At 59.6% G+C, this 19,347-nt stretch carries 16 protein-coding genes; 10 read left to right on the top strand and 6 right to left on the bottom strand.

What is annotated here, in order from left to right; translation table 11 throughout:
• The first annotated feature begins 2 nt into the window (after positions 1–2).
• Together AC2FMY_RS17250 and AC2FMY_RS17245 are read left to right on the top strand one after the other, a co-directional pair.
• Positions 3–1,166, top strand: coding sequence for a benzoate/H(+) symporter BenE family transporter (locus tag AC2FMY_RS17250; protein WP_496807778.1), 1,164 nt, complete (start codon positions 3–5; stop codon positions 1,164–1,166).
• A gap of 39 nt (positions 1,167–1,205) precedes the next feature.
• Positions 1,206–1,538, top strand: coding sequence for a DnaJ family domain-containing protein (locus AC2FMY_RS17245; RefSeq protein ID WP_496748555.1), 333 nt, complete (start codon positions 1,206–1,208; stop codon positions 1,536–1,538).
• Here AC2FMY_RS17245 and AC2FMY_RS17240 read toward each other — a convergent pair whose 3' ends face one another.
• Positions 1,539–2,321, bottom strand: a complete 783-nt coding sequence (locus AC2FMY_RS17240) for a crotonase/enoyl-CoA hydratase family protein (RefSeq protein WP_496748554.1) — start codon at positions 2,319–2,321, stop codon at positions 1,539–1,541.
• A 76-nt stretch (positions 2,322–2,397) separates the two neighbouring features.
• A complete protein-coding gene (locus tag AC2FMY_RS17235) occupies positions 2,398–3,468 on the bottom strand; it encodes an SMP-30/gluconolactonase/LRE family protein (protein ID WP_496807777.1) in 1,071 nt (356 codons plus the stop codon).
• A 92-nt stretch (positions 3,469–3,560) separates the two neighbouring features.
• Here AC2FMY_RS17235 and AC2FMY_RS17230 point away from each other — a divergent pair, with 92 nt between their 5' ends.
• A complete protein-coding gene (locus tag AC2FMY_RS17230) occupies positions 3,561–4,667 on the top strand; it encodes a pyridoxal phosphate-dependent aminotransferase (RefSeq protein ID WP_496748552.1) in 1,107 nt (368 codons plus the stop codon).
• A gap of 72 nt (positions 4,668–4,739) precedes the next feature.
• A complete protein-coding gene (locus AC2FMY_RS17225) occupies positions 4,740–4,919 on the top strand; it encodes a hypothetical protein (RefSeq protein ID WP_480749207.1) in 180 nt (59 codons plus the stop codon).
• Here AC2FMY_RS17225 and AC2FMY_RS17220 read toward each other — a convergent pair.
• Positions 4,916–6,127: a pyridoxal-phosphate-dependent aminotransferase family protein gene (locus AC2FMY_RS17220; RefSeq protein WP_496807776.1), complete on the bottom strand. Its 1,212-nt coding sequence runs from the start codon at positions 6,125–6,127 to the stop codon at positions 4,916–4,918. The two genes, AC2FMY_RS17225 and AC2FMY_RS17220, sit on opposite strands and share 4 nt — an antisense overlap.
• A gap of 209 nt (positions 6,128–6,336) precedes the next feature.
• On the opposite strand from AC2FMY_RS17220, the gene AC2FMY_RS17215 reads away from it, so the two are divergent.
• Positions 6,337–8,226 carry an ABC transporter ATP-binding protein gene (locus tag AC2FMY_RS17215; RefSeq protein WP_480749205.1) on the top strand — a complete coding sequence of 630 codons (1,890 nt, stop codon included), beginning with the start codon at positions 6,337–6,339 and terminating at the stop codon, positions 8,224–8,226.
• A gap of 11 nt (positions 8,227–8,237) precedes the next feature.
• Here the strand turns inward: AC2FMY_RS17215 and eda are convergent, their stop codons facing one another.
• Genes eda through zwf form a run of 3 tightly spaced genes read right to left on the bottom strand, consistent with a single transcriptional unit; the run spans position 8,238 to position 12,129 of the window.
• Positions 8,238–8,867 (bottom strand): bifunctional 4-hydroxy-2-oxoglutarate aldolase/2-dehydro-3-deoxy-phosphogluconate aldolase, encoded by a 630-nt coding sequence (gene eda / locus AC2FMY_RS17210; protein ID WP_496745461.1) that lies wholly within the window; start codon positions 8,865–8,867, stop codon positions 8,238–8,240.
• A gap of 9 nt (positions 8,868–8,876) precedes the next feature.
• Positions 8,877–10,682, bottom strand: a complete 1,806-nt coding sequence (edd, locus tag AC2FMY_RS17205; RefSeq protein WP_496745459.1) for a phosphogluconate dehydratase — start codon at positions 10,680–10,682, stop codon at positions 8,877–8,879.
• A gap of 1 nt (position 10,683) precedes the next feature.
• Positions 10,684–12,129: a glucose-6-phosphate dehydrogenase gene (gene zwf, locus AC2FMY_RS17200; protein ID WP_496807775.1), complete on the bottom strand. Its 1,446-nt coding sequence runs from the start codon at positions 12,127–12,129 to the stop codon at positions 10,684–10,686.
• A 672-nt stretch (positions 12,130–12,801) separates the two neighbouring features.
• On the opposite strand from zwf, the gene AC2FMY_RS17195 reads away from it, so the two are divergent.
• The 5 genes from AC2FMY_RS17195 to AC2FMY_RS17175 all read left to right on the top strand — a co-directional run bounded on the left by AC2FMY_RS17195 (position 12,802) and on the right by AC2FMY_RS17175 (position 19,344).
• Entirely contained in the window at positions 12,802–14,562 is a 1,761-nt protein-coding gene (locus AC2FMY_RS17195; RefSeq protein ID WP_496807774.1) for a helix-turn-helix domain-containing protein, read from the top strand.
• 93 nt (positions 14,563–14,655) lie between these two features.
• Complete coding sequence (locus tag AC2FMY_RS17190) at positions 14,656–15,654, top strand: flavin reductase (protein ID WP_480749201.1); 999 nt, start codon at positions 14,656–14,658, stop codon at positions 15,652–15,654.
• Positions 15,651–17,159 (top strand): aldehyde dehydrogenase, encoded by a 1,509-nt coding sequence (locus AC2FMY_RS17185; RefSeq protein ID WP_480749200.1) that lies wholly within the window; start codon positions 15,651–15,653, stop codon positions 17,157–17,159. The genes AC2FMY_RS17190 and AC2FMY_RS17185 overlap by 4 nt, the downstream gene beginning before the upstream one ends.
• 9 nt (positions 17,160–17,168) lie before the next feature.
• Positions 17,169–18,221: an LLM class flavin-dependent oxidoreductase gene (locus AC2FMY_RS17180; protein ID WP_480749199.1), complete on the top strand. Its 1,053-nt coding sequence runs from the start codon at positions 17,169–17,171 to the stop codon at positions 18,219–18,221.
• 46 nt (positions 18,222–18,267) lie between these two features.
• A complete protein-coding gene (locus AC2FMY_RS17175) occupies positions 18,268–19,344 on the top strand; it encodes an ABC transporter substrate-binding protein (RefSeq protein ID WP_480749198.1) in 1,077 nt (358 codons plus the stop codon).
• The last annotated feature ends 3 nt before the right edge of the window (positions 19,345–19,347 follow it).

Below are 19,347 nucleotides of genomic sequence, written 5' to 3'. Positions count from 1 at the left end.
AGATGACGCGCACCCTGCCCCCCATGCAAACCGTATCGACCGGCCTCGTGGTGGCGGTGGTCGGGTTCTTCAGCTCGTTCCCCATTGTCCTGCAGGGCCTTTCGGCCATGGGCGCTTCACCGCAGCAAGCATCGTCAGGCCTCATGAGCGCGGCGATTTCGATGGGACTGGCGGCGGTGGTTCTGGGGCTCTGGTATCGCCAACCGGTCAGCGTCGCCTGGTCGACGCCCGGCGCCGCGCTGCTGGCCGTCTCGGCAATGCCTGCCGACGGATTTTCCGGTGCGGTGGGCGCGTTTCTCTGCGCGGGCGCGCTGACCGTACTGGCGGGGCTTTGGCGTCCGCTGGGCCGTTTGGCGGCGGCCATTCCTCCGACGCTGGCGCAGGCGATGCTGGGCGGTGTTCTGTTGCCGCTTTGCATCCAACCTTTCAAGGCTGTGGTCGAACTGCCCTGGCAGGCATTGCCCGTCATCCTGACCTGGTTCATCGCCGGACGTTTCAACCGGCTGCTCGCAGTGCCCGCCGCTGTCGCGGCCTCTGCCGTCACCGTGATCATGAATGCCGGCGATACATCTGTAATCCCTCAGCAAATCCTAGCTGCGCCAGTCTGGACCATACCCAGTTTCTCGCTGTCTTCCGCTCTGGGGATCGGGGTGCCGCTTTTCATCGTCACCATGGCCACGCAGAACATACCGGGCGTCGCGGTGTTGCGCAGCTATGGTTATGATCCCGAACCCGGGCCCCTGTTTTCGTCAGTTGGCGCTGCGAGTCTTCTCAGCGCGCCCATCGGTGCTCCGGCAACCTGCCTTGCCGCCATCACAGCCGCAATGTGTTCGAACGAAGACAGCCACCCCGATCCCGCCCTGCGGTATTGGTCGGCGGTCATGGCCGGGATCTTCTATTGTATTTTTGGCGTGCTCGCGGTCGCCATCACCGGATTTGCCGCGCATGCCGACCCATTGTTGATGGGAACGCTGACCGGCATTGCCCTGATCGGTGTGATGGCAAACGCAATCTTCGCGGCCCTGGAGGTACCCACCGAGCGGGAGGCCGCCATTCTGACTTTTGCAATTACTGCATCGGGCGTCACGGTATTTGGGCTGGGCGCTGCGGTCTGGGGATTGCTGGCCGGTGGTCTGACCTATCTGATTTCAGTCCGGGTGCGATAACACCTTTTGCCATGTCCCTAAGCGGCATAAAATGATTTCATGCACAAAGCTTTTGATAGACTCATTGAACGCCAGATCAGAAAGGCACAGGCCGAAGGCCAGCTTGACGGACTGGACGGCGAAGGCAAACCCCTCCCCGACAGATCAGCCGAAGCTCAAACCGACCCGGCCCTCGCCGCCGGTCACCGGATCATGGCGCAGGCCGGTGTGCTGCCCGAAGAGTTCGAGTTCAAGAAACAGCTAGACACGGCGCGCACGCAGTATGCGCAATTGACTGATCCTGACGCGCAAAAAGCCGCAATGGCGCGATTGGCTGATCTGGAGATGCGCTACAACATGGCCCGCGATGCCAGACGCGCGTTCATGCGGTAATCATTTGAAGACCGGTTTGCGCCCCTGCAAACGGGCGGCGATGACTTCCAATTGATCCGGCTTGCCGATCAGTTCAACCTGTTCGCGCGATTCCGCCAGCAAGACCTGTTCACGTTCCGTGGTTTCCGCAACTTCGATCAGCCGCTTGGCGGCACGGATGGCCGACGGGCTTTGACCGGCGATGTCTTCGGCCAGTGCAAGTGCCTCGGTCAACGGATCGTCGGACAATCTGGTCACCAATCCCCACTCTGCCGCCTGTGCGGCGCTGATCGGGCGCGCGGTGTAGGTCAGCAGGCGCAGGACATCAGAACGCACCAGTTGCGGCAGCAAGACCATGCCACCCATATCCGGGATGATACCCCATTTCATCTCCATCACCGCCCATTTGCTATCAGGATGGGCGATGCGGATATCTGCGCCCAGCGCGATCTGCAGCCCGCCACCATAAGCAACACCCTGCACCGCGCAGATGACCGGAACAGGTATCCGGCGCCACACAAGGGCCAGCTCCTGCATTTCGTTGGCGTCCCCATGGCTGCGGCTCATCAGCCATTCGGTCGGATCGGTATGCGCCATGGACGCAAAACTCGCCATGTCGAGGCCTGCGCAAAAACTTTTGCCCTCGCCCGACAGCACCACCGCCCGCGCGTCCGAGGCCCCGACCTCCTGCCCGGCGGCGAGGATCGCCTTGACCATCGCATCGTCAAGCGCATTCATCTTGTCGCCACGGGTCAGGGTGACGTGGGCGATATGATCCTTGTATTCGACTGATACGCGCGCCATGCGGACCTCCGGTTATGGGCTTCCGCCTCATCTTGCCCCGAACCCGCGCAGGCTTCCACCGCAACGTCGGGGCAGATTACGGCAGATCGTCTGCAGGCATCCTGCCGAACCAAGGCGAATCGAGCGTCATGACGTAGAACTGATCCCCTACGATCTTGCCGCCCGTTGTGATCCCCAGCCTGCCATCAGGGTCCTGTACCGTGCGCAGGATGCGCCCGTCGCCGTCGAACTGAACCAGCATCCCGCGATGGATCGGTGCAGGACGCACCATCGGCCCGAGCCGCCAGACCACCTCGCGAAGAAAGGGATAGGGCATCAGCTTTTCCGACGGAACACGCGGGCTGGCGAAGGCCACCCAAAAGGTGCCGTCCCCCTGCGCCTCAAGATTGTCGGGATAGCCCGGAAGATTGTCCAGAAACACCTCGCGCTGTCCCGCCTTGTCGCCTGTCAGCCACAACCTGTGAATACGCGCCCGACCTGTTTCGGCGATAAGCAGGAAATCTTCCTCTGGAGATAGCGCCACCCCGTTGGCATAAACAAACCCATTCGCCACCTTTTCGACTGCGCCGTCCGGATCGCGGCGCGCGACATAGCCGGTATCGGATTGCTCCCATATCGTCAGGATCGAGGTCGGCTTGGTCCCTCCCATCGTCTCGGGGTCGAAACGGTCGGACGAGTTTGAGAAATAGACCGTGCCATCCTGCCCCACATCCAGTTGGTTGGCATAGATGACCGGTGCGCCGCCAATCTGCTCCACAAGCGTCTCAAGGCTGCCCGGCCCGGACCAGCGCATTACCCCGCGGTAGCTGTCAGAGATGTACAGCGCCCCATCCGGCCCTGCCCGAAGGCCCAGCGGCCGGCCTCCCAAACGATCCACCTCGACCGGCTCTGGCCCGTCGATCCGATAAAGAATCCCGGACAGGCTAGTGGTATAGACGGTGGCATCCGGCATAACGGCCAGGTCTTCGGGGCCGATTTCTCCATCAGGAAGGGAGATGCGCTGCGCCCTGTCCAAGGCATGATTCTCGGAAAAATCACCGGTGAAACCAGGCGCGGCAGGAGGCTCATAGGCCACCGGTTCAACCGGGACGGGCCACAAAAGCAGGTAGGCTAGCCCGATCACCGCGAGAACAGTCAGAATACGCAAACCATACCTCCAGATTCATTGCAGCAGCCTGCGAGGGAAAGTCGGCACATGCAAGCCTTGCCCACACCTGTGACATGGGTTTATCTGCCGACATGCGTGCCCCCAGATACACCCCGCTTGCCCTGTCCCTGCCCGCCACGGTGCCCTTTGTCGGCCCAGAAACGCAAGAGCGTCATCGCGGTACGCGTTTTGTCGCGCGCCTCGGTGCGAACGAGAATATCTTCGGCCCTTCGCCCCGCGCGGTCGAGGCGATGCAGAAAACCGCCGCCGGCATCTGGATGTATGGCGATGCCGAGAATCACGATCTGCGCGCGGCACTGGCGGAGCATCACGGGATTCGCCCGGAACACATCGTCGTGGGCGAAGGGATCGACGGCCTGCTGGGCTATCTGGTTCGGCTGATGGTCGCGCCCGGCGACACGGTGGTGACATCCGATGGTGCCTATCCCACCTTCAACTATCACGTCGCGGGCTTTGGCGGTGTATTGCACACCGTTCCTTATCTGGACGATCGCGAAGATCCCGTAGCGCTGTTTGCCAAAGCTGCCGAAGTGGATGCCAAGCTGGTCTACCTTGCCAACCCCGACAATCCCATGGGCACATGGCACAGCGGGGCTGAGATCGTCGCGGCGCTGGATTACCTGCCCGACGGCACTTTGCTGGTATTGGACGAAGCCTACGTCGAATGCGCGCCGGATGGGACTGCGGCGCAGATCGCTGCGGACGACCCCCGGATAATCCGCATGCGAACCTTCTCCAAAGCCTATGGCATGGCGGGCGCGCGTGTGGGTTACGCCATAGGCGCACCCGAACTGATCTTGGCCTTCAACAAGGTCAGAAACCATTTCGGCATGAACCGGTCGGCACAGGCTGGCGCGCTGGAAGCGCTGCGCGATGGTGAATGGCTTGGTCATGTTCTGGGTCAGATCGAATTCGCGCGCCGGCGGATCGGACAAATCGCCCATGAAAACGGGCTTGTCCCGCTCCCCTCGGCCACAAACTTTGTCACGATCGATTGCGGCAAGGATAGTGAATTCGCCAAGGCGGTACTGGCCTCACTGATCGATCAAAGCATTTTCGTCCGCATGCCCTTCGTCGCACCGCAAAATCGCTGCATCCGGGTCAGTTGCGGACCGACAAGTGATCTTGACGCATTCGCGGCAGCGCTGCCCAAAGCACTGGCCGCCGCGTCGGCATAGTCGCGCCGGATTTACCTGACTTTCCTCCGAATTCCTCTAAAATAGTAGGTGGAGGATATTCAGGAGGCGCAGATGCGCGACCACAAGATCGGACGAGCGCCGGACTATACGGTTGCAGCCCTGGTCATGTTGGGCGTGAATTTGGTGTGGATACTCGTCGCAATCTGGGCAATTTGGGGGTTCGTGACTGCCGTCGTGATCGGCCTGATATTCAACCACGGCATTACTGTGCTGTCACGCCGGTCGCATTAAAGCTTGCCCGCCAGAACATGGGCAGCGGCAGCTAACGCGCCTGAGCCGTGCGGGATACTCAGGGCCGTCAGCCCGGATTCGACCCCGCCCAGCAATCCCATAACCATCTGCCCGTTGACGTGCCCCATGTGCCCAAACCGGAAATAGTCATCCCGCCCGGTTCCATCAGGGGCCGCCATACCCAATCCGATTCCCAGCGTCAGCCCCAGATTATTCTCGACCCAGTGCCTGAGCGCGCCGCCCTGACCGTCGGAAAGCCGCAGCGCGGTAACAGCATGGCTGCGATGCCGCGGGTCTGCGACATTCATCCCGAATCTACCACCCTCCGCCCAAATCTCGCAGGCCGCCCAGATCGCCTGCGCCAAACGTTGGTGCCGTGCCCAGACATTTTCGAGACCCTCGGCCTCGATCATGTCAAGCGCCGCTCGTAACCCGTAGAGGTGATGCGTTGGAGCTGTTCCTCCGAAATACTGATAAAATTCGTCCGGATTGGCCCGAGGTTGCCAGTCCCAGTATTTCGTCACGCGCGGCATTGCCGACCGCTTGGCCTGTGCCTTGTCATTGAAAAAGACAAAACTCAGCCCTGGCGGCACCATAAGCCCCTTTTGGCAAGCGGCAACCATGACGTCGACACCCCACGCGTCCATCTCGAACCGCTCACAGGCCAGCGACGCGATGCAGTCGGCCATCAGCAGAGCGGGATGCTGCAGTTCGTCAAGAAGGTTTCGCAGCGCGGGTATGTCGTTTCGGATCGAACTCGATGTATCGACATGGACAGCGAGTACGGCCTTGATCTTGTGTTCCTGATCCTTGCGCAACACTTCGGCAATCCTGCCCAGATCCCATGCCGACGACCTGCCGAAATCGATCGTTCTGACCCTGGCGCCCAAGCCCCGCGCGATTTCTGCCCAGCCATGGGTGAATATGCCTGAAGCGGGTGCAAGCACCGTCTCACCGGGCGCTATGACGTTGGCAAGGGACGCCTCCCACGCGCCATGTCCGTTGGAGATATAAACGGACGCCTGATGCCGGGTGCGTGCGACGGCGCGCAGACCTTCGATAATGCCCGGCACCATCTCGACCAGTTCTCCGGAATAGATGTTGGGTGCAGGACGATGCATGGCCTGAAGGACCACGTCAGGAATGATCGATGGGCCCGGGATGGCGAGGTATTCGCGTCCTTGCGAGACTTTGCTGGAGTGTGACATGCGATCTGCCAGATGATTTTTGCGCCTACACTATGTTTACCGCAGACGGCGTCAAGCTGCGCATTTGCATGTACTCAGGTCGTCGCGTCAGCAAAGCCCCGCAGTTACATGAAAAAACTCTGCTCAGCTTGCGCAGTTCGGCCGGGGTGCTTAAATGGGCGCGTCATGACAAAAAAATACCCCCCTTTCCTGCATACGAAAGCCGGACGATGAGCGTCAAACCCAAATCCTCGGTCGAGCTGTTCGGCTGGTTGTGGGAGAAGTACCTGCGTCCACGCATGGGACTGCTTGCGATTGCAGCGGTCTTCATGATCATCGAAGGGTCAATGGTCGGCGCGATCAGTTACATGATGCAGCCGATGTTCGACAACATCTTCGTTCAGGGCAATTCCAACGCTCTGGTTTGGGTCAGCATTGCGTTTTTCGTGATCTTTTCGGTTCGGGGTCTTGCGGGTGTTACGCAAAAGGTGATCCTGTCCAGAATTTCGCAGGAAACAGCGGCGCATCTCAGAACAGATCTGCTGGACCATCTGATCCGGCAGGACACATCGTTCCATCAGGTTCATCCGCCAGGCTTTCTTATTCAGCGGGTGCAGGCAGACGTTGGCGCCGTGAACAACGTTTGGCAGATCATCATCCGGGGGGCGGGCAAGGATCTTGTGTCGCTCGTTGTGCTGATGGGTGTGGCGATCAATGTGGACTGGATCTGGACCGCGATCATGCTGATTGGCGTACCGCTGATGTTCCTGCCCATCGGTGCTGCGCAGCGCTATGTCCGCAAGAAAGCCGCGTCAGCCCGCGATCTCGGTGCAACGCTTTCGACACGATTGGACGAGATTTTCCACGGCATCGTACCGATAAAGCTGAACAATCTGGAACACTATCAGGCAGACCGTTTCGGCAAACACATGAACGGGTTCGTCCGTTCGGAAATCCGGGCCTCTTTCGGAACCGCCTCGATCACAGGCCTGATCGACGTGATGGCCGGTGTCGGCTTCATGGGCGTGCTTCTTTATGGCGGGGCCGAAATCATTTCGGGTGAAAAGACCGTCGGCCAGTTCATGAGCTTTTTCACAGCAATTGGACTGGCCTTCGACCCCATGCGGCGTTTGGCATCGATTTCCGGCACCTGGCAGGTCGCCGCCGCGGCGATGGAGCGGATCAAGGAATTGATGGATTCACCGATCCGGCTGAAATCGCCCGCCAAACCCGTTGCCGCGCCAAAGGGGTTGCCCGAGATCCTGTTGAAGGATGTTACTCTGTCCTATGGTGACGCCAAGGTCTTGCGCGGCCTGACCGTAACGGCAGAGGCGGGTAAGACCACCGCGCTTGTTGGTGCATCGGGCGCAGGAAAATCCACCGTGTTCAACCTGTTGACGCGCCTTGTCGATCCCAAGGACGGGTCGGTCGAAATTGCCGGGGTCGCGGTCAAGGACATGGCGCTGCCGGACCTGCGCAATCTGTTCTCCGTGGTGACGCAAGAGGCCTTGCTGTTCGACGAAACTCTGCGCGAAAATATCCTTCTGGGCCGCACCGACGTGACGGACGCGCAGTTGAAAGAGGTTCTGGACGCCGCCCACGTCACCGACTTTTTGCCCAAGCTTGAAAATGGGTTGGAGACGCTTGTCGGGCCGCGCGGATCGGCCCTGTCCGGCGGCCAGCGGCAGCGTGTGGTTATCGCGCGCGCCCTGCTGCGCAATACTCCGATCCTATTGCTGGACGAAGCGACATCGGCGCTGGACGCGCAATCGGAAAAGGTGGTTCAGGCCGCGTTGGACAAACTGTCTGGTGGACGAACCACCATCGTCATCGCGCACCGGCTGTCGACGATCCGGAATGCCGACAAGATTGTCGTGATGGATCGCGGGCGGGCAGTTGACGAGGGCACTCATGAAGAGCTGCTGGCGCGCGGCGGCATATATGCCGATCTATACCGTCTGCAATTCCAGGATGGATTGACTGTTGTCGATCCCGAAGGCGTCGCGGCACAGACCCGGCAACCTGTTGACGCGGATACGCAAGACCAGGGTTGGCTGCGCAAGGTCGTGGCACGGATGTTGGGCGGAAAGTCCGGGCAAAACTCGGTCGGCGCAAAATAGGTGGCGTCGGATCAGGGCTTTAGCGTCGCTGCTTCACGCGCCAGTTTCTCGATTCCAGCCCAGTCGCCCGCTGCGACCATGCGTTTCGGTGCAACCCAACTGCCGCCTGCGCAGATCACGTTCGGCAAGCTCAGATAGCTGATGGCATTTGCAGGGGAAACGCCACCGGTTGGGCAAAAAGATATCTGCGGCAACGGAGCGCCAATCGCCTTTAGCGCCGCAGAGCCGCCCGATGCTTCGGCGGGAAAGAACTTGAGCATGTCATAGCCCTGCTCCAAAAGACGCATTGCTTCGGTTGCAGTGGCGGCACCTGGCAACAGCGGCAACCCTTCGGACTCGCAGGCGGCAATCAATCTGTCGGTGGCGCCGGGCGACACCCCGAACTGCGCCCCGGCCTGTTTTGCGGCGCGCACGTCGTCGGGCGTGACCAGTGTTCCGGCCCCAACCACTCCGCCCGGCACCTCGGCCATCGCCCGGATCGCATCCAGCGCGGCAGATGTTCTCAGCGTGACCTCCAGCGCGGGCAAACCTCCTGCGATCAAAGCCTCTGCCAGGGGCCGGGCATGAGCTGCATCGTCGATAACAAGCACGGGGACAATTGGGGCGAGTTCGCAGATTTCGCGGGTGCGAGCTGTTTTCATTGTCACGATCTATCCTCCAAACACACTTGCCCCAGCATCGGCAGAACTGACGGCGGAACGGAAAGCTGCGAACAGTTCTCGCCCGACGCCAAACTGGTGTGCCGACAAATCGGCCTTGGCTGGCGCGCGGTCCAGAACGCCTTCGGTCAGTATTTCCAGAACGCCATGCTTGGCATCCACACGCACGATATCCCCGTCGCGCAGTTGAGAAATCGGACCACCATCCAGCGCTTCGGGACAGACATGGATTGCGGCAGGCACCTTGCCCGAAGCCCCGGACATACGCCCATCAGTAACCAGCGCCACCTTTTGTCCCCGCCCCTGAAGGATCGACAGGATCGGCGTTAGCGAATGCAGCTCGGGCATGCCATTGGCCTTGGGTCCCTGAAACCGCACAACCAACACCAGATCACTGGTCAGTTCGCCCGTCTTGAATGCCGCCTTCACTTCGTCCTGGTCGTGGAAGACCCGCACCGGGGCCTCGACACGCCAATGCTCCGGCGCGACTGCCGAGGTCTTCATCACCGCCGTTCCCAATGAACCACTGAGCCGGGACAGCCCGCCAGTCGGCTGAAACGGCTCCGAGGCTGGGCGCAGGATCTTGTCATTGAGGCTGGTCCCAGCCCCCTTCTGCCAGACCAGATTACCATCAATCAGCTTCGGCTCCTGCGTGTAATGATGCAGGCCCTTCCCTGCGACTGTTGTCGTGTCGGGATGCAGCAATCCTTCGTCCAACAGGGTCCCGATGGCATATCCGAGTCCGCCCGCCGCGTGGAAATGGTTCACATCGGCCAGGCCGTTGGGATAGACCCTTGCGATCAGGGGCACCGCTTGGGAAATATCGGAAAAGTCGTGCCAATCCAGAACGATCCCGCCTGCGCGCGCCATTGCGACAAGGTGGATCAGCAGGTTGGTGGACCCTCCGGTCGCCATCAAACCGACAATGCCGTTTACAAAGGCGCGCTCATCAAGAATCTTGCAGACCGGCGTATAGCTGTTTCCCAGGGCGCTTAGCGACAAGGCACGACGCGCGCCTTCTTCGGTCAGGGCGTCCCGCAGGGCGGTATTCGGGGTCACGAAACTGGACCCCGGCAGGTGCAGTCCCATGAACTCCATCAGCATCTGGTTTGTATTAGCCGTCCCGTAAAAGGTGCAAGTGCCCGGCCCATGATAGGCTGCCATCTCGGCTGCCATCAACTCGGCCCGCCCACATTCACCCGCCGCAAACTGCTGACGGACCTTTGCTTTTTCGTCATTGGCCAGGCCGCTGGTCATGGGACCGGCCGGCAGGAAGACCGCTGGCAGATGCCCAAAGGCCTGCGCAGCGATAACCAGCCCCGGAACGATCTTGTCGCAAACTCCAAGAAACACCGCTGCGTCAAAGGTGTTGTGACTGAGCGCCACCCCCGCCGCCATCGCAATCACGTCGCGTGAGAACAGCGACAATTCCATCCCCGCCGCCCCTTGTGTGACGCCGTCGCACATAGCCGGAACACCACCAGCCACCTGCGCGGTGCCACCCGCCGCGCGAGCTGCGTTGCGGATGAGCTCGGGATACCGCTCAAAGGGCTGATGCGCCGAGAGCATGTCATTATAGCTGGTGACGACCCCCAGATGCCCGGCGCTGCCGATAGCAAGCGCCTCTTGGTCTTCGCCCGCACCGGCATAGGCGTGCGCCTGACCACTGCAGGAGAGATGCGCGCGCGCCGGACCGGACGCCAAGGCATGCTCCATCCGCTGCAGATGAGCAGCGCGCAAGTCTTTGCTGCGGTCGACGATGCGCCGCGTGACCTGTTCGATGACCTTATTTACCATCTCACTCTCCGATCTGCCGCCAGCGTCGGCCATCGCGGTGCATAAGCATCAGCGCATCTTCGGGGCCGGAACTGCCTTGATCGTAAAGCGATGGGCGGTCGCGGTTGTCCTCCCAACTCTGGATGACAGGATCGACCCATGCCCATGCAGCTTCGACCTCGTCGCCGCGCATGAACAGGGTCTGGTCGCCGCGAATGACATCCATTACCAGCCGTTCATAGGCGTCCTGCGCGCGGGAATCCGCGCCCAGCGCCTCGGCAAAACTCATGTCCAGCGACACATCCGCCAGCCGGAACCCGCCCGGACCCGGATCCTTGATGGTGGTGCTCAGAGTGATGCCTTCGTCCGGCTGCAGGCGGATCACCAGTACGTTGCCGCGCAGGTGGCCGACATTGGGAAATATCGTATGTGGCGGGTCGCGGAAATACACGGCGATTTCGGATTCCCGTGCACGCAGGCGCTTGCCCGTTCGCAGATAGAACGGCACCCCGGCCCAGCGCCAGTTGCCGACACGCAACTTGAGCGCAATGAAGCTTTCGGTGCGGCTTTCCTTGTTGCCCACGTGATCGATAAAGCCGTCTGCACCCTTGTCGGCGCGATACTGCCCGCGCGCGATGTCACCGGGCTCCACCGGCTCAAGTGCCTCTATTACCTTGACTTTCTCGTCACGAACCGCGTTGGGGTTGAACTTTGACGGGGGTTCCATCGCGATGAGACAGAGAAGCTGGATCAGGTGATTCTGGATCATGTCCCGCATGGCACCGGACCTGTCATAATAGGCTTCGCGTCCCTCGATTCCGACGGTTTCGGCCACGGTGATCTGAACATGGTCGATATGGGTCGAATTCCACAAAGGTTCGAACAGCGAATTGGCGAAGCGCAGCGCCATCAGGTTCTGAACGGTTTCCTTGCCCAGATAATGATCAATGCGATAGATCTGATGTTCTTTGAAACACCCACGCAATTCCGCGTTCAGGGCCTGCGCCGAGGACAGGTCATGACCGAAAGGCTTTTCGATGACGATACGGCTTTCCAGAGTGGCCAGACCGTAGTCGTGCAACCGCCGCGCGATGCCGGAAAAGAGCGACGGGCCGACCGACAGATAGAAAGCGCGCACCGCGTCAGGGCGCAGGGAATTGACCAGATCGGACCAACCCGAGTCGCCCAGCGCATCGACCGGAATATATTCAACGCGCTCCAGGAAACGAGCCAAGATGTCCGATTTGTACTGGGGTGCGAACTGCCTTATGCCATTTTGTACAAGTTCCCGGAACGCCACGGCGTCCATATCAGAACGCGCCGAACCGATAATCCGGGCCGCGTCCGGCATCTGCCCGACCTCGAACCGGTGATAAAGACCGGGCAATATCTTGCGTTGCGCCAGATCGCCAGTCGCGCCGAACAGTACCAGATCGAACGGGTCAACCGGTATCACGCGTGAAACCATGTTCTGGGCTCCTCCTGAAATTTACCCGCCCTTGATGATATAGCGGTCGAGCGTCCGCTTCAAAGCCGCTATGTTAGCGTTAACATATTCATGTTGCTTCATACCAATTATGGCACGGATTGCAAGGCAGGATTCCCTTGTGCTTCAGAGACCCGCACCGATGATGACAGAAGTCCTGAGAAACCCTTGTTTTCTGAACGACCCAAGGTCGGCTCTTCCCAAACCAGTCTTCTGTGGTTTGTGCAGCGAAAGCCGGGCGTGAGTCCAACCTGTGAATTCGATTTTCGTGCTGCACGCGCTCGCAGCACCAGAAATGCCGCAGAGGCGTAAATTTCAGCGCCGCCGAGCAGCGGAAAGACCGGCCATTTGCGACCAAGCAGAAACTCTCAGAGGGCCACGTACAGGGTGCGGGGCAAAGGGTGAATTCGCCTAAGTGCACACCAATGACGGCCATGGAAAAATCTTCGGTCGGTTCCGGGGCAGAAGTAGTTGTTCGAAGAATAAATCGGTCAACCCGAGCCCATGGAATGCCAAACCTTTGTGAATTTTCATGTGTTTCCAATTATTTGCCCGCGCCGTTCACCAAACGGGTTCGTATTCTTGTTGCCTTGCTGACTGTCGGCTTTGCTGCGTATTCTGAAATATCCATGCAACCACGCGTCGGGGGGTCAATTGCACAAGCAACCTGTTATCGGTTCGGAAAATCTGCTGTTGAATATTTCCAGGCTCGCACGAGTCATCGACGACAGCCAAAACGCAGAGGAGACATATCAGTTACTAACCAAGGGAGTATGCGAGCATTCCAAATGGGATATCAGCAGTATTCAAGTGTTGGATCCCGAAGCGGGTCTGGCCATTCCGATTGTCCGATATGACCCGTATTACGGCGGCGACCTGAGCAAGGTCCCTGGCTGGGATGCGCGATTTTCTCCTGTGGGCCAGGTTCTGGAACAGCGCGAGCCGCTGATCATGCGCGATGTTGCGGCGCAGGATGACTTTCCGAGTTTCCGGGATGATGCGCGGCAGCGCGGTTATCACACTGCAGTCATGATACCGCTTGACGTGCGCGATTCCGGGCAACGCCAGATGGTCTATTCGGTCGCATCGAGGAAGGTCGTCGATGTCAGCGCCGCCGACCTGGGCTTTCTGCAATGCGTGGCGGAACTGACAAATATCGCGATGCGCAAGATGCGCAAACTGGAGGAGGAGCGTCAACAGGCGCAGAGACTGAAGAGCATTCTCGAGAACATGACGGCTTCGCTCAACAAGACGCTGGAATCCGAAGCGACGGATTCATTGGCCGAAGGCCTTAGTAGCCTGTTCCCTGCGGGGTGGCTGGCAGTCGATCTGACATCGGGCCGGGGATTGTTCAACCCCGCCGCCCCACCGCCACTTCAGTTGTCGACGGCAAGGCGCCTGCCCGACGATCTGATCCGTGCGGCGCTGGCTGCCAGAAACCTGGCGAGCGAAGAGCTTGTGGATTTGCGTATCGATGGCTCGCGGATTCGTGCCGAAGTTAGCGCCCTGCAAATTGATGGCAGGCACGTGGGCGCGTTGTTCTTTTTCCGCAACGCGGTTCTGAGCGATCATGAGAGGATCGCCGCACAGGCGGGCCGGCTTGCCTTGTCATCATTCATATTGCGCAGCTTCATCGAGTTCCGGTCCCGCCGGGTCACAGCGCGACGGCTTTTGTCGCGCCTGCTCAACGGCGACTGGAAAGACCTGGATGAAATACTTGACGAGGCGCATGTGTTGGATTTCGATCTGCAAACAGACATGCGTCTGGTTATGCTACGACTACCCACAAACCATGCCATAGATGTGGGCGCGCACAGTTTCATCCAACGAAACGCTCAGGCAAGTTTCGGCTCCGTCATCTCCTGTATACTGGAAGGCGACCTTGTCCTGTTGGTCAGCGACGCAGAAGACCGCGCGGCGAAACAAAAGACGACGTTTCTGTCACGCATCCTTTCCGTGCTCCCGCAGGGCATCGCACTGGTGATGTCGGAAAGGATCGGCAGTATCGACGGGCTTACCGCCGCGCGGCAGACCTGCGCGAACACGTTGGCGGTGGCGCATTCTCTGAAACAGACAGGTTGGGTCAGCCAGGTCAATATCGGCGATTTTCCGGTTCTGATGGCCTCGGCTGATGCGACGATGATTCAGAATTTTCTCGATAATGTCCTACCCGCGCCGCTAACCTGTGCATCGCGCAAGGCCCGGATCGCCCGGGAAACTATCGAGGTGTTCCTGCGGGCCGGCCGACGCTATCAGGAGGCCGCGGATTGCCTGGGCATTCACGTCACGACTTTGCGCTACCGGATAGAACAGATCAGCGACCAATATGGCGTCGATTTCAACGATTCGGATAAATGCTTTGAGTTTGATCTGGCATTGCGCCTTACGAAACTGATGAATTCATATGAAACGTAGGAAAAATACTTTTTGATCTAGATCAAACTGGTGGAAGCCGCGGGCCTGATTCCCTCTCTAATCTGACCGGGAACGGACAGGGAATCAGCGCGTATGGCGGCTCGGGCACAAGATGGCGAAAACGATCAGCGCTTGCGTTTGCGACAGGCATTCGGCAGCTTCACGACCGGTGTAACCGTCGTTACTGCGCGTGCCGAGGATGGAACGCCCATCGGGTTTACCGCCAACTCCTTTACATCGGTTTCTCTCGAGCCGCCCCTGCTGCTCGTGTGCCTCGCCAAGACCTCTTCCAACGTCGGCCACTTCTCCCGGGCTGGCTGCTTTGCGGTAAATATTCTTGGCGAGGCACAAAAAGATGTGTCCACCCGATTTGCCAGCCGGGTGCCTGACCGTTTCGAGGGAACCGACTGGACCGAAAGCATGTCAGGTAGTCCGCTCATCGGCGGGGCGGTTGCCTGGTTCGACTGTGAAACCGACAATCTGGTGGACGCGGGCGACCACATCATCCTGATCGGACGCATCACCGGGTTTCATCAGACTGACGGTCGCCCGCTGGCCTATTTGCGCGGGCATTACCTCGAACTGGGATTGGCAGAGACCGCCGCGGATTCTGTTTCGCATCACGGCGGTGTCCGGGTGGGTTGTCTGCTGGATCGTCAGGGCGAGGTTCTGCTGCGGCACACCGCCGAAGGCTGGAGCCTGCCCATGGGCGATGTGCGCCCCGTCTTTCGCGAGAGCCGCGCCTCGCTGGAAAGGGGGCTGGCTGACGCCGGGATCAATGCGGAACTTGGGTTTCTCTACTCGGTCTTCGATGCGCCCTCGGGCAACGCGACCTGGCTGATCTTTCACGGAGAAATGGAAGACGGTTCAGTGCCCGATGATCTGCGGCTCTTTCCGGTAACCGACCTGCCGCTGCAAGAGATCGCCTCGCGGCCCGTGCAGTCGGTCCTGCGGCGTTACCAGACAGAATATCGCGATGCGCGTTTCGGACTGTACGTGGATGGCACCGACAGTCCCGGCCGGATCAACCCGATCGACCGCCAATCGACCCCGTGGAGCAAATTGCTAGCAGAACAGGAGAACGTCACGTGACCGCATTTACCGTGGCAAGCATTCAGGATACGTGCCTGCCGATCCATTTCGGGGGTGCCTTTCGTCAATCGAACGGCGCAGAGATCGAATGTTTCGATCCCACCACCGGTCGGATCTGGTGCAGGATATCCGACTGCACCGATGCCGAGGTGGATGCCGCGGTCGAAGCTGCCCGCGATGCGATGCGTGATCCTGCGTGGTGTGACATCACCCAAAGCCAGCGCGGATTGCTGATGCTGAAGCTGGCGGAAATCCTTGAACGCAATATCGATCGCATCGCCGAAATCGAGGTGAAGGACAACGGCAAGCTATTGCGTGAAATGCGGGCGCTGGCACAGGCGTTGCCGGTGGGTCTGCGCTATTTCGCGGGTATGGCCGACAAGATCGAGGGCACAACGATACCGGTCAACAAACCCGACATGCTTAATTTCACGGTACGCGAGCCGTTGGGCGTGATTGGGGTCATCATTCCCTGGAATTCCCCGCTTTACATGATGATCCGCGCTATTGCGCCCGCGCTGGCCTGTGGCAACGCGGTGGTCGTCAAACCGTCCGAACATGCCTCGGCGGGGGCCGTCGCATTCGCCGAAATGGTGGCAGAGGCGGGATTCCCCGACGGAGTGTTCAACGTTGTCACAGGCTACGGCCATAGCGCCGGCAACGCGCTGATCACCCACCCCGGCATTGCCAAGATCGACTTTACCGGCGGTCCTGCGACCGGTCGGGTCATTGCGCGAAACGCCGCTGATCAACTGACGCCAGCCACGCTTGAGCTGGGTGGAAAGTCGCCCAACGTGGTGTGTGATGACGCCGATCTGGATGCCGCGGCCAACGGTGTGGTCGCGGGAATTTTTGCTGCCGCCGGTCAAACCTGCGTGGCAGGATCGCGTTGTTTCATACAGGAAAGCGTTTATGACGATGTGGTTGCCCGCATCATCGACAGAACCCGCGCCATCACGATCGGTGATCCACGACGGGATGACGTGCAGCTCGGCCCTCTGGCGCTGTGGTCACAGGTTGAAAAAGTCGCTGAATTTGTCGAAAGCGCCAAGTCACAGGGCGCCACGCTGGCCTTTGGCGGTGGTCGTCCTTCGGGCTTGGGTGAGGGGTGGTATGTCGAACCTACCATTTTCACCGATGTGACCAACGACATGCGGATTGCCCGGGAAGAAGTGTTCGGCCCGGTGCTGTCCATCCTGAAATTCCGCGACGAAGATGACCTTTTAAAACAGGCCAATGACAGCGACTTCGCGCTGGCCTCGGGCATCTGGACGCAGAACATCAATCGCGCGCTGCGCTTCATGCGCAGGATCGAGGCCGGGATGGTCTGGATCAACACCTACCGCAGCCCTTCCGTGATGTCGCCCGTGGGTGGCTTCAAGGACTCAGGCTACGGCAAACACAACGGCTTTGCCGCCATCGAAGAGTACAGCCGCATCAAGACAGTCGTGATCGACTATTCCGGCGCCCAGCAGGACGCCTTTGTGATGCGGATCAACAAATAGGACCAACACATGAAATTTTCCATTATCGTGAACATGGCCCGTTTCGACACATCCAAGACAATGGATGTGGTGGCCGATGAGGCACTCGATCTGGTCAGAATAGCCGATCAGGGCGGGTTCGACATCATTTGGACCGCCGAACACCATACGATCGAGCTGACGATTTCCCCGAACCCGTTCCAGTTGCTGGCACATTGGGGCAATCACACCAAGAACGCCCGGCTTGGTACGGCGGTGGTCGCGGCGCCCTATTGGCATCCGATCCGGCTGGCCGGTGAGGCGGCAATGTGTGACATCCTGACCGGTGGCCGGCTGGAGTTGGGTCTGGGTCGCGGTGCTTATCAGTACGAATTCGACCGCATGGCCGGTGGCATGCCCCAGGGCGAGGGCGGCAGATACCTGCGCGAAATCATCCCGGCGGTTCAGCGGCTGTGGGAAGGTGACTATGCCCATGACGGAGAGTTATGGAATTTCCCTTCAGTGGCCTGTGTGCCTAAACCGCTTGGCAAACCGCCCAGCATGTGGGTGGCGGCGCGTGATCAGAATACGTTCGAATTCGCGCTGAAGAACAATTGCAACGTCATGTCCACAGCCCTGCGCAAAGATTTTTCCGAGGTCGAAGACCTTGTCGAAAAATTCGGCAATGCCAGCAATGCAGCCGGAAACCCGGCCCGTCTGGAACATGCCACCTTGCGGGTCTGCTGTGTCTATGACGATCCCGGCGTACTTGATACGGCGGTAAAGTCGGTGGTTAACTTCGGGCGCAACTTCGAAAACCTGTTCAAGAATTCCGGCGCGGTGACCGACGGGTTCCCCGAGCCGGTGGATTTCGACACGGTCGCCGGACGCGGGGAATATCAGGCCGAAAACCTGAAACAGAACCTGCTGTTCGGTACGCCGGATGAAATCATCGAAAAGCTGGAACGCTATCAGGCCGCAGGAATCAACCACATCATGATCGGCCCCACCTTCGGGTTGCCGCATGACGTGGCGGTGCGAACCGTCGAGCTGTTCGGCGAACGCGTCATCCCCTATTTCCGTGCCAAGGAAATGGCGGCCTGACGGCTCGCGGGATGGGAAATGCAAACAACAACAGGGAGCCAAACCAATGACTGATCAAAACAAAATGGCGGGTCTGAGCCGCCGCAAATTCCTAAGCACGTCGCTTTATGCCTCTGCTTCTGTGGCCGCGCTCGGCGTTGCAAGCCGCCCTGCCATGGCCGCCGTCGACCTGTCAGGCCGCGAGATGGTGTTCGCCAGCTGGGGCGGAAGCTATCAGGCTGCACAGGAGGCTGCCTATTGCAACCCGTTCATGGAAGAAACCGGCGCTCTGATTATCCAGGACGGCCCGATGGACGGTTCCAAGCTGCGCACCATGGTGGAAGCGGGCGAACCAATCTGGGATACGGTTGACGTAACCGACACCTTCCTCTTTGCCAATGAAGACCTGTTCGAGGACCTGGATTTTGACATTGTCGATGCCAGCGAGCTGGACCAGGCGTACGTTCACCGCAAGGGGATCGGCTGTATCGTGTGGTCTTACAACATTGGCTACAACTCCGATGTCGTGGGCGACAATGCGCCGCAAAGTTGGGCAGATGTCTTTGATGTCGAGAAATATCCGGGCAAGCGCGCTTTACGCGACCGGGTCTATCCGATGATGGAGATTGCACTGATGGCCGACGGTGTCGCACCCGAGGACCTTTATCCGCTGGACGTGGATCGTGCCTTTGCCAAGCTCGACACCATCAAGGATCATGTGATCTGGTACAGTTCCAACTCTGTCAGCCAGCAACTATTCGTCGACAAGGAAGTTGGAGTCGGTGTGATCCTCAACGGACGCGCGTTCGACGTAAACCAAAAAGGGGCACCGGTGAACATCAGCTGGAACCAGAACATCCGGTCGATCGACTATCTGGTGATTCCCAAAGGGGCACCAAACGCCGAGGTCGCGCAGCACTTCATGAACGCAACAGCGGACGCCGACAATCAGGCACTGATGGCTAACACGCTGGCCTATGCGCCGGTGAACCCTGCTGCCTTTGCCAATGTCAACGAGGACGTTTTACCTTGGCTTGCCACGAGCGAGGACAATCAGGCCAAGGGGTTCCTGATCCGAGCCGATTACTGGCGCGACAACCTTGCAGAGCTGACCGAACGCTGGACAGAGTGGAAGCTAACCTGACGT

This window comes from Ruegeria sp. YKSE079 (assembly GCF_059612845.1).
This window is presented reverse-complemented; position numbering and strand designations above follow the sequence as displayed.